Source organism: Sulfitobacter sp. F26204 (assembly GCF_026410305.1).
GTDB lineage: Bacteria > Pseudomonadota > Alphaproteobacteria > Rhodobacterales > Rhodobacteraceae > Sulfitobacter.
In genome coordinates this window covers 1-11097 of record NZ_JAPMLQ010000020.1, presented here as the reverse complement: position 1 = coordinate 11097, position 11097 = coordinate 1, and the positions used below count along the sequence as shown (strand labels likewise).

Genomic DNA, 11097 nt, shown 5'->3' with positions numbered 1-11097 from the left:
CGCCGCTGTCAGCGTCGTCTTGCCGTGGTCAACGTGACCGATTGTGCCGATGTTGACGTGCGGCTTGTTACGTTCAAACTTTTCCTTTGCCATGGTAGTAGCGCCCTTTGTCTATTGAGGGGCCACGCGGGCCCGATGCCTTTATGGCGGGCGATGTATTGGACTGGGGACCTAAAATCAAGCACGACTTGTTAGAACAGTAACAACCACGGCTATTCTGTAACAACAACCGCTTCAGCCGTGCCGTTGAACCAGCCTTTTTCCTTATTTTGTTTAACCAAAAAGGTTTCGATCTGCTTGGCCGCATTCTGAGACAGGTTTTTGAGCTGCTCTTGCGCGGACTTGGTATAGCCGGACCCGACCAATGGCCCCTGATCCAGCGATTCCAACACCGTGATCTGATGCGGCTCCGGTGTCAGTTTCAGGTTCTTGGCATCGTCCCAAACTGTCAGGTTGATGATCAGAATGGATTTCGGCGCAAAGACCAGGGGGATGCCGGGCTGCGCCAATACGTATCCTTCGATGCTCATTCCGAAATGATAATCACGGGCGCCCGTATAGCGCCCGAACCGTTCGGCCGTTGCATCCGTCAGCGCCTTGGTCAATTCTTCCTCGGTGACTTCCCGGCTCAACGGCCCTTTGAAGGCCTTGGGTGCTACCGCAATATTATGCACAAGATGGAAATCACCCAGTGGCACAGGCGCATCCTGTAAATCGCGTGCACCATTGCAGGCGGCAAGCATGGTGACGCTGACCAGAATCGCAAAAAGACGTGTCATGATAGTGATGATCCCCGTAAGAAGCTTATCCCCCGCGATACCGCAGCGCCCTGCAGGGCGCAATCCATTGCCACATGACGGCTTTGCTTGCATTGATTGTTTCTCTAGAACTGCTGGTGATCTCTGCCTGCGCGAATTGCCTGCCTCTCCCGATTTTGAAACGAAAGCCCCTAAATGATCAAGTCACTGACCTATACTGATCTCGTCACCGCTTGTTACCGGACCTTGTTGCGCCGCGAGCCTGAAAATGACGACGTCGTAAACCGGCAGGCCGCTGACATCCCGACACCGGAAGATGTCATCCGGACCTTCCTGGAAAGTGAGGAACATCAAGCCCTGTGTCAGGATGGGCCAGCCTTGATCAATGTAGCCGTGAACAACCTGCACGACGCACTTGATATTGATGTCGAGGTACCGCCTGAAACGCTGGGCCGTATGTTTGAACGGATCAAGGGCGAATGGAAAACACTGGGCGAAACAGAACCCTATTGGTCGGTTCTGACGGCTGATCAATATCACAGTGCCCGCATTCAGGAAAACCTCGAAACTTTCTATGCAAGCGGCCAGAGCAATGTCACATGGATGAATAATATTGCACGTCGCAACGGCGTGACACTGGGCAAGGGCCAGACCTGTTTCGAATTGGGCTGTGGCGTCGGCCGTGTGACCCTGCCACTCAGCGAGCTATTCGACCATGTAACCGGTTTTGACATATCGCCGGGGAATCTCGCCGAGGCCAGAGCGATCATCAACTCGCGCGGCAACAGCAACATCACCCTACATCAGATGGCGGCGATCGAGGACATTCACAAAGCCCCCCGTTTCGACGTGCTGTTCACGGTCATCGTCCTGCAACACAACCCGCCACCGGTTCAGAAATACATCCTCGAAGCGTTGCTGGACAAAATCAATCCTGGCGGCGTCGCCTATTTCCAGTTGCCGACCTATATCCCAGGCTATGCGTTTTCTTCAAAAAGTTATCTGGAGGACAGCACGCGCGGCATGGAAATGCATGCGGTGCCGATGAAGGCTATACTGGATGTGCTGGACGCCAAAGGGTTCCGAGTGCTTGAGGTGATTCAGGACAATTTTACCGGCATGCCTGGATCCCATTCGTTTTTTGCCACTAAAACCAGATGATCCAAACGGGTTAATCGCAAACCACCTGCACGGCAGCCCAGTCCTCGGCGCTCATGGACGGTGCGTATGCGATGCTTTCGTCCACTGCGGCGCGGGCGGCAATTATCCGGCGGCTCAATGTCGGATGGCTCAGGAAATGTGCGGCAAGATCACTGGAATCACCATATTCGGCTTGCAGATTGGCAAACATGTCACCCAGGGCTGCAGGGCTGATCCCGGCTTGGGCCAGAACCTCATAGGCAAATTCATCTGCTCCGATTTCCGCTGCCTGCGAATATTGCGCCGAGATCAGCCGTTCCGTCAGGAACAACACCGCCGCTCCGCCAGCGAAATCGCCAAACAACAACCCTAACACGCCGATAGATCCCGCCGATCTCAGCGCATGTCGTGTCGGATCACTGCTGATGACGTGACCGATCTCATGCGCCAGAACCGCTGCCACCTCGTCCGGCCCCTGCGCCGTATCGATCAACCCGCGAAACAGCACTACAAATCCACCCGGCAAAGCAAAGGCATTGACCATCTTGTGATCCAACACCGATACCGTGACCGCCTGACGCAAATCGCGCCCACTGCCCAACCGCCCGACAAGCGTGTTCAGCGCATCAACCCCTTCGGCACCATCGCAAATCGCCAAAGGATTGAGACCTGTCTCATCCAGCGCTTCGCGGATTTGGCCAAAGGTTGCTTCGCCCAGCGCCCGCTCACCCTCTGGCGGAATAAAGCCGGCCAGATTATCCGCCAGCAAAGGAACCAGAACAAATATCTGCAACCCGACCGCTGCAACCGCCGCCACCGCCCAGGCAACAAGCCGCCCGCGCCCTTTGGGCGGGGCACGGCGGTTCAGATGCGGCAGATGCGCAAGAAGACTGAGATCGTTCAGGTGTAACCGCGACAAAGGATCGGTGGTGCGTCGCAAGACCGCGGTCTTGCCCCCCGCGAGATCAGGGAGCTGGCGCACTTCATCAACAGGCCAGCGCAACGTTTCGCCGTCATCCAGGCCGATCTGCAACATGCCCGCCGCGATATGCAAGGACACCTCTTTGGGCACAGGACTGTCGCCGTCAAAGAACGCGCTGCCAAATCCGTCAAACCCCTGGCTCATATCGCGGCACCCAGGTCGAGAGCTTCGGCAAAACCTTCGGCTTCTGCAAATTCATCACGTGCCCGTTGGCTGATCAGTTCCAGTCCAGCCGTCAATGGCAGACTGGTGGTCACGGCCATGTGGCGCATCAGTGGAAAAGTGACGAAAGTGTTATGAAGCACCCCCCACATCAAAAACAGGGTCAGATACACCACTGCAAAAAGGATCAGTGAAACCCAACGTGGCAGCCCTGCCAAGGCTTCGGCACCCATCATCTCAGGCGCAAGGCCAAAACCGCCAAAAAATGCAATCGCCGCAAACAGCACCAGCGCAACAAGGCCCGCGATCAACACCAGATACGCAAGGAAGTTCCCCAACACATAGACAAACGTCACCCGAACACCACTTAGGCGCGACGCAAATTGTACATCAGGTCCTATCTTGTGATTGGCCATGATCCGCTTGCTGACCCAACGATAATAGATCGCACCGAACAACATGCCTGACAGCGCCAGAGGAAACAGAAACACGCGCTCGGGCTTCACCCAATCCGCCGGTGTTTTGCCTGTCTCGATCAGATCGTCGATCGAACTGAACAACGCGCTGCCATCCCGGATACCATTCGGGAAAACCGGGTCAATCAGGACGGTCCACAGCACCGCGACCGCCAGAAAAACCAAGCTGGCGACAAAGGGCAAAGTCGCACGATACAGCATCTGCCAACGCCCGCCCTGCAGCAATCTTGCAGAGCCGAAATAGGTGCGGTCGATTTTGTATTTCTCCAAAAGAAACGTCATGCGCGGCCACAGGATGCCAAGGCTGATGATCGTCAGCGCCCAATACCAAAGGGCGCGCCACGCATATCCCCATGCGCCTTTTTCCAGACCAAAGCGCACGCCGCGCCAGCGGGTTCGCGCCAGCACGTACCGCCGCGCACGATAGCGGGCGTAAAACCAGATCGGGATCACCCCCACGAAGCTTAACATATAGCCAATGACAGATGACTCAAAAACCGAGAAACTGACGAACATCAGCATGAGGTTCACAATGCCGATGTAGAACGTCAGGATCACCACCGCGATAAAAAAACCCAGCAGTTTTTCCAGCGGCTCCCCCACATATTCCAACGGATGACCGCCGGGGCGGATGGCCGACCAGTACCAACGCCGCAAGCGCGTTTTCATCCAGAACCGGTAAAACCCGAGTGTTAGAATTGTAAAGAAACCAGTCTTGAGCGCCAGCCAGAACAACGCACCGCGTTTTCCGCTAAACTCAATCCCCATCCCGTTTTCCAGCCCGCCCCCCGTGTAGACAACATGTGGTTGCGGCTTTGACCGCCAGGGACTGTTGAGGTTTGAGGTGTTGCTCATGCTGGCATCGCTCAGCCGTTGAACTTGTTATCACGCGGAAAGCCGCGCGGTGCCATACGTCCGGCAGAGGCGCGTTTTCCGGTCCATTCGCTCAATTCCGTTTCGGTGCGGGTACGGCCTGCAGGGTCAAGCCAACTAAGCCCGTCACCACGCGTGAAAATAATTGCGTCAGACAAGCCGCCGTCTTTGTATTTCTGCAGACGTACCCCCTTGCCACGGCCCATTTCAGGCAGTTCGTCGACACCAAACACCAGCACCTTACGGTTTTCGCCCACTGTCGCGACGGCATCACCCATTGCCGGTTTGCACACCAACGCCACGGTATCGCCGCGCACGTTCAATACTTGCTTGCCCGACCTTGTTTGCGCAATGACGTCGTTCTCTGGCACCAGGAATCCGTCCCCAGCCGAAGAGGCCACCAGCAGCTTGCGCTCCTGCTTGTGAATGAACAGCGCCACGATCTGCGCCTCATTTGGCAAATCAACGATCAGGCGGACGGGTTCGCCCATGCCCCGCCCACCGGGCAGGCTTGATGCGGAAATCGTATAGAAGCGCCCGTTCGATCCGAAGACCAGCAAACGATCCGTCGTTTCCGCATGGAAAATGAACCGTGGGCCATCGCCGTCCTTGAATTTCAACTCGCGGGTCAAGTCGATATGACCGGTCATGGCCCGGATCCAACCCATTTCGGAACAAACGACGGTGATCGGCTCACGGTCGATCATCGCCTCAAGCGGGACATCCTCGATCACGCCGGCTTCGGCAAATGTTGTGCGGCGCTTGCCGCAATCGACACCATTGATCACCCAGTCCTTGCCGAACTGCTTTTTCGTCGCTCGCAATTGATCGGTGATCGCCTGCCATTGCAGATCGTCGCTTTCCAGCAGATCCTCAAGGCCCGCACGTTCCTCCATCAAGGCGGATTGTTCGCGAAGCAGTTCCAGCTCTTCCAGACGGCGCAGGGACCGCAAACGCATGTTCAGAATCGCATCGACCTGCACTTCGCTGAGTTCACCTTCACCGGGACCGGGCGAGACATAGTCTTTTTCATCCATCGCGCGAACGTGATCCCTACCCCAGTCTTCGCGCATCAATGCGGCCTTGGGATCCTCGTCATACCGAATGATGTCAATCACCCGATCCAGATTGAGGAAGGCGATGATAAACCCTTCGAGCACCTCAAGCCGGTGGTCGATCTTCTCCATCCGGTGCTTGGACCGGCGTTGCAGGACCTCGCGGCGGTGATCAAGGAAAGCACGCAAGACTTCCTTCATCGAACAGACCTTGGGCGTCACGCCGTCTATCAACACGTTCATGTTGAGAGAAAACCGCACCTCAAGGTCCGAATTCCGAAACAGCATGCCCATCAGCACCTCAGGGTCCACGTTCTTGGAACGTGGTTCGATCACCATGCGCAGATCTTCAGCAGATTCGTCGCGCACATCCGCAAGGATCGGAATTTTCTTGGTCTGGATCAGTTCAGCAATTTTTTCAATCAGCTTGGACTTCTGAACCTGATAGGGAATTTCGGTGACGACAATCTGCCAGACACCCCGGCCAAGGTCTTCTACCTCCCAACGGCAGCGCAGGCGAAAACCGCCCTTGCCCGTGCGGTAGGCCGTTGCGATATTCTCAGGCGGTTCAACGATAACACCCCCTGTGGGAAAATCGGGACCGGGCACATAGTTCAAGAGCGTCTCGTCACGACAATCCGGCACCTTGATCATGTGAATGCAGGCGTCACAAAGTTCGGCAATGTTGTGCGGCGGAATATTTGTTGCCATGCCCACAGCAATGCCTGTTGATCCATTGGCCAGCAGATTTGGAAACTGCGCAGGCAGGACAACAGGTTCGGTCAGCGTGCCATCATAATTCTCGCGAAAATCAACTGCGTTCTCGTTAAGGCCTTCCAGCATGGCCTCGGCCACGGCGGTCATCCGTGCTTCGGTATATCGGCTTGCTGCGGGGTTATCGCCGTCGATATTGCCGAAATTCCCCTGACCATCAACCAGCGGATACCTGACGTTGAAATCCTGTGCCAGACGCGCCATCGCATCATAAATCGCCGCGTCGCCATGCGGGTGATAGTTCCCCATCACGTCGCCGGAAATCTTGGCAGACTTGCGAAAACCGCCATTGGACGCCAACCGCAATTCGCGCATCGCATAGAGAATCCGGCGGTGGACCGGTTTCAAACCGTCGCGGGCATCGGGCAAAGCTCTGTGCATGATCGTTGACAGGGCATAGGTCAGATACCGTTCGCCCAGCGCGAGGCGCAGCGGTTCTGATACGTTACGAGGATTGTCCTCGGCGGGATCATTTACTTCTGACATGGCGCGTTTTGTAGCCGCGCATCGGGGGCGCAGCAAGCAGTGGTTTAGATGCAAACGCAATCAGCGCGGCACAGATGCCACGGGGAGAAGTTTTTGCGTTTTCCCCCGCCCCTTAAGTAAATATACTTGTTAAGGAACCCAGAACCAAAGTTTCGTGTTAAACTTTAGGGACTCACGTGCTTGGGGTGTGATGATGATACGGTTTATTGTGCTTTCGTTTGGTTTTTTGGGCTGGGCGTTCTACGAAATGAGCGGCGGCGCGGAATTTGATGGCGCAGCGATCCGTGCGGCGCGGCTTGCCGATGCGGCGTCGAAACCAGTCATCACCCAGCAAACAATCGTGACAAAACCCGAGGCCGTCGTGGTGGCCCAAGCCCCCAAAGTCGTGATCGATACCGATCCCCCCCTTGACGCCGACGTGACGCGGGTATCGCTGAACCTGACAACATTGGGGAACGTCGGCGACGAGAACGCCCCCCAGAACGACAGTACTGCTGTTCCCCAAAACGTAAATATCTCGAACGCTTCTGCCGATACACCTGCGATCATCCCCAGTCTGATTGATCCGACGGATGGCCAGTCTGTCGCGGTGAGCATCCCGACTAGCGCCGCATCTGACGACATCCGCACCGTTTCGGGCAATCGCGTCAACGTGCGCGGCGGCCCCGGCACAGATTTCGGCATCGTCGCCCGTCTGGTGCGTGGCGATGCGGTAAGAATCATTCAGGACGACGGCAATGGCTGGGTCCGGTTTGAAACGCTGGATGGCGACACCGACGGCTGGATGGCCGACTTTTTGCTAACCAGCGGCTGATCTTGCCATCCTCGCCAAGGCACGCGATGAAAGTCCTCTGAACGGAGCGCTTGTGATGTCTGACAGCCAAAACCCCAAATCGATCCTGATCACCGGATGTTCCAGTGGAATCGGCTATGACGCAGCACAGGGATTGCGGGCGCGGGGGTGGCGCGTGTTTGCCGCCTGCCGGAAGGCCGAGGATTGCGACCGCCTGCGCGCCGAAGGGTTCGAAGCCCCCCTATTGGATTATACTGACGATGCGACCATCGACAGCGCCCTGGCCGAAGTCCTGGCTGCAACCGGCGGCAGATTGGATGCTCTGTTCAATAATGGAGCTCACGGTTTGCCCGGCGCTGTCGAAGACCTGCCCACGGATGCATTGCGCGCGATTTTCGAAACAAATTTTTTCGGATGGCACACGCTGACACGCAAGGTGATCCCGGTAATGCGCTTTCAGGGTTCGGGGCGGATTGTGCAATGTTCTTCGGTTCTCGGCTTTGTCACGATGCCCTGGCGGGGGGGCTATAATGCTACCAAATTCGCGCTCGAAGGTCTTACCGACACTCTGCGCATCGAAATGCGGGGCACAGGCGTCTATGTTTGCCTGATCGAACCGGGGCCGATCACGTCGAAAATCCGTGCCAACTCGATTCCCCATTTCGAACGCTGGGTGGATTGGGAGAATTCTGTCCGCGCTGAACAATATCGCGGGTCTCTGATCAAACGACTTTATGCAGCTTCTGGGCCGGACCGATTTGAGCTGCCCGCCAGCGCCGTGACGGCCAAACTGATCCACGCGATAGAGCATCCCCGACCACGGCCGCGGTATTACGTCACACTGCCCACATACTTTTCTGGCATAATGCGCCGTATTCTGCCCACAAGAGCCATGGATTGGGTGTTAAGCAGATAAAAGTCTTGCGATGCGGTGTGATCCGCCTAAATCTCAATGGGAATACGAAGGGACTGCCATGACCGAAGACCCGCTTTTTATTGTCATCTTGATTGCCGTTCTGGTGGTTGTCGTCATTCTAATGATGGGGCTTGGAGGGTTTGCCGGTGGCGGGGCCTTTAACAAGAGGAACGCCAACAAGTTGATGCGTTATCGTATCCTTGCGCAATTTGTTGCAGTTATCTTGATTGTCTGTTTTGTCTGGTTGGGAGGCGGGACAAACTGATGGTTGTACTAAACAAGATCTACACAAAAACTGGTGACAAAGGCACAACCGCGCTGGGCAATGGTACACGCGTGGTCAAACACGACTCCCGCGTCGAGGCCTATGGCACGGTGGATGAATTGAATTGTTTTGTCGGGGTCGCGCGGCTGGAAGCCGAGGGGGAAACCGACCTTGCGCTGTCGCGCATTCAAAACGACCTGTTCGATCTGGGTGCCGATTTGTGTCGTCCGGACATGGCCTCTGATGCAGAGGCCGAATACCCCCCGCTGCGTTTGGCACCGGCCCAGGTGGACCGGCTTGAGGCTGAAATTGACGTGATGAATGCCCAGCTTGAACCATTGCGCAGCTTCATACTTCCAGGGGGGGCACCGCTTGCTGCGCATTTGCATGTCTGTCGCACCGTCTCCCGCCGCGCCGAGCGGTTGAGCGTCCTGCTCGCCAGTGAAACAGAGATAAACCCGGCTGCCGTAACCTATTTGAACCGCCTCAGCGACTGGTTCTTTGTTGCGGCCCGCATGTCCAACAACGGTGGCAAGAATGATGTCCTGTGGGTGCCGGGGGCAAATCGATAGGAACCACCGATAGCGCTAAAACATAAAAACGCGGCGTCCTACGTTTCACTTATGCCGATTTTACCCTGTTTCGAGCCGCAAGCTTTCGCTAAACCGTCCCCAGAGATTTGAACCGCTTGGCCTAAGGGCTGAGTCGCAACCAAGGAGAATAGCGCCCATGAAGGTTTTGGTACCTGTCAAACGCGTGATTGATTACAATGTGAAAGTGCGTGTTAAAGCGGACGGCACGGGTGTTGATCTTGCGAATGTGAAAATGTCGATGAACCCGTTTGACGAGATTTCGGTTGAACAGGCGATCCGTTTGAAAGAGGCGGGTCAGGTTGAAGAGGTTGTTGTTGTTTCGATCGGCGTGAAGCAGTCTCAGGAGACGCTGCGAACGGCTTTGGCGATGGGGGCTGATCGTGCGATCCTGATTGTGGCGACGGATGATGTTCACAACGACATTGAGCCACTGGCGGTTGCCAAGATCCTCAAGGGGGTTGTCGAGGAAGAGCAGCCCGGTCTGGTTCTCTGCGGCAAGCAGGCGATCGACAATGACATGAACGCGACGGGCCAGATGCTGTCTGCGCTGCTGGGGTGGTCACAGGCGACCTTTGCCTCTGACATCGAGATTGCAGGGGACAAGGCAAGGGTCACGCGGGAGGTGGACGGTGGTCTGCAGACCATCGAAGTGACCATGCCAACGGTTGTGACCGTTGATCTGCGCCTGAACGAGCCGCGCTATGCCTCCTTGCCCAACATCATGAAGGCCAAGAAAAAGCCGATGGATGAAAAGACACCTGCGGATTACGGCGTGGATACCACCAACCGTCTGGAGATCGTGAAAACGGTTGAACCTGCGGAGCGTGCGGCCGGGATCAAGGTGGCCTCGGTTGATGAACTTGTTGCGAAACTCAAAGAAGCGGGGGCTGTGTAATGGCTGTTCTACTCCTTGCGGAAGTAACTGACGGCGAGCTGGCGATGGATGCAACGGCCAAGGCCGTGACGGCGGCCAAGGCTCTGGGTGACATCACGGTTCTGGCGGCGGGCGGCTCGGCCGCGGCGGCCGGTGAAGCGGCGTCCAGGATTGACGGCGTGTCCAGGGTGCTGGTTGCCGAGGACGCGATGCTGGGTCACCGTCTGGCCGAAAGCACCGCGGCATTGATCGTCTCGCTTGCGGGGGATTACGATCACATCGTTGCCCCGGCCACGACGGATGCCAAGAACGTGATGCCACGGGTTGCGGCATTGTTGGATGTGATGATCATCTCTGACGCCTCGGGGGTTGTGGATGGTGATACATTCGAGCGTCCGATCTATGCGGGCAATGCGGTGCAGACGGTGAAATCCTCTGATGCGAAAAAGGTCATCACCTTCCGCACATCGACATTCGATGCAGCCGGGACCGGTGGTTCTGCCTCGGTTGAAACCGTTGGTGCGGCGGCCGATCCCGGCCTGTCCACCTGGGTCGAAGACAAGGTTGCAGAGAGCGACCGCCCGGAACTCACCTCTGCCGGTGTGGTGGTCTCCGGTGGCCGCGGTGTCGGATCCGAAGAGGACTTTGCCCTGATCGAGAAACTGGCGGACAAGCTGGGGGCCGCCGTCGGTGCCTCCCGTGCCGCGGTCGATTCCGGCTATGCACCAAACGACTGGCAGGTCGGCCAGACCGGCAAGGTGGTCGCCCCGGAACTCTATGTCGCCATCGGCATCTCCGGCGCGATCCAGCACCTGGCCGGCATGAAAGACAGCAAGATCATCGTCGCCATCAACAAGGACGAAGAAGCCCCGATCTTCCAGGTCGCTGACTTCGGACTCGTCGCGGACCTTTTCGAGGCCGTGCCGGAAATGCTCAATAAACTTTGATCC

General features: G+C 56.7%; 12 protein-coding genes. 7 read left to right on the top strand and 5 right to left on the bottom strand.

The annotated features are described in order from the left end of the window. Together OS190_RS20365 and OS190_RS20360 are read right to left on the bottom strand one after the other, a co-directional pair. Nucleotides 1-93 (bottom strand): GTP-binding protein (locus OS190_RS20365; protein WP_034866829.1); only part of this gene is annotated, 93 nt, incomplete at its 3' end. A 119-nt stretch (nt 94-212) separates the two neighbouring features. Further along, the gene (locus OS190_RS20360; protein ID WP_267160537.1) at nt 213-779 is read right to left on the bottom strand and encodes a hypothetical protein; all 567 of its coding nucleotides are present in this window, start codon (nt 777-779) and stop codon (nt 213-215) included. A gap of 174 nt (nt 780-953) precedes the next feature. Between OS190_RS20360 and OS190_RS20355 the strand changes: the two genes are divergently transcribed. Further along, the gene (locus OS190_RS20355) at nt 954-1919 is read left to right on the top strand and encodes a class I SAM-dependent methyltransferase (protein ID WP_267160536.1); all 966 of its coding nucleotides are present in this window, start codon (nt 954-956) and stop codon (nt 1917-1919) included. Between the two features lie 10 nt (nt 1920-1929). Here the strand turns inward: OS190_RS20355 and OS190_RS20350 are convergent, their stop codons facing one another. The 3 genes from OS190_RS20350 to OS190_RS20340 are packed head-to-tail and all read right to left on the bottom strand — an operon-like array spanning nt 1930 to nt 6706. Beyond that, complete coding sequence (locus tag OS190_RS20350) at nt 1930-3024, bottom strand: M48 family metallopeptidase (protein WP_267160535.1); 1095 nt, start codon at nt 3022-3024, stop codon at nt 1930-1932. After that, a complete protein-coding gene (locus tag OS190_RS20345; RefSeq protein WP_267160534.1) occupies nt 3021-4373 on the bottom strand; it encodes a DUF898 family protein in 1353 nt (450 codons plus the stop codon). Before OS190_RS20345 ends, OS190_RS20350 begins: the two co-directional genes overlap by 4 nt. An 11-nt stretch (nt 4374-4384) precedes the next feature. Next, nucleotides 4385-6706 carry a DNA topoisomerase IV subunit A gene (locus OS190_RS20340; RefSeq protein WP_267160533.1) on the bottom strand — a complete coding sequence of 774 codons (2322 nt, stop codon included), beginning with the start codon at nt 6704-6706 and terminating at the stop codon, nt 4385-4387. A gap of 193 nt (nt 6707-6899) precedes the next feature. Here OS190_RS20340 and OS190_RS20335 point away from each other — a divergent pair, with 193 nt between their 5' ends. The 6 genes from OS190_RS20335 to OS190_RS20310 all read left to right on the top strand — a co-directional run bounded on the left by OS190_RS20335 (nt 6900) and on the right by OS190_RS20310 (nt 11094). Then, the gene (locus OS190_RS20335; protein WP_267160532.1) at nt 6900-7520 is read left to right on the top strand and encodes an SH3 domain-containing protein; all 621 of its coding nucleotides are present in this window, start codon (nt 6900-6902) and stop codon (nt 7518-7520) included. A 55-nt stretch (nt 7521-7575) separates the two neighbouring features. After that, complete coding sequence (locus tag OS190_RS20330; RefSeq protein WP_267160531.1) at nt 7576-8415, top strand: SDR family NAD(P)-dependent oxidoreductase; 840 nt, start codon at nt 7576-7578, stop codon at nt 8413-8415. Between the two features lie 58 nt (nt 8416-8473). Continuing rightward, entirely contained in the window at nt 8474-8680 is a 207-nt protein-coding gene (locus OS190_RS20325) for a twin transmembrane helix small protein (RefSeq protein WP_267160530.1), read from the top strand. Next, nucleotides 8680-9252: a cob(I)yrinic acid a,c-diamide adenosyltransferase gene (locus OS190_RS20320; protein ID WP_267160529.1), complete on the top strand. Its 573-nt coding sequence runs from the start codon at nt 8680-8682 to the stop codon at nt 9250-9252. Before OS190_RS20325 ends, OS190_RS20320 begins: the two co-directional genes overlap by 1 nt. 157 nt (nt 9253-9409) lie before the next feature. Then, complete coding sequence (locus OS190_RS20315; RefSeq protein ID WP_267160528.1) at nt 9410-10168, top strand: electron transfer flavoprotein subunit beta/FixA family protein; 759 nt, start codon at nt 9410-9412, stop codon at nt 10166-10168. Next, nucleotides 10168-11094 (top strand): electron transfer flavoprotein subunit alpha/FixB family protein, encoded by a 927-nt coding sequence (locus OS190_RS20310; protein ID WP_267160527.1) that lies wholly within the window; start codon nt 10168-10170, stop codon nt 11092-11094. The genes OS190_RS20315 and OS190_RS20310 overlap by 1 nt, the downstream gene beginning before the upstream one ends. Nucleotides 11095-11097 lie beyond the last annotated feature (3 nt).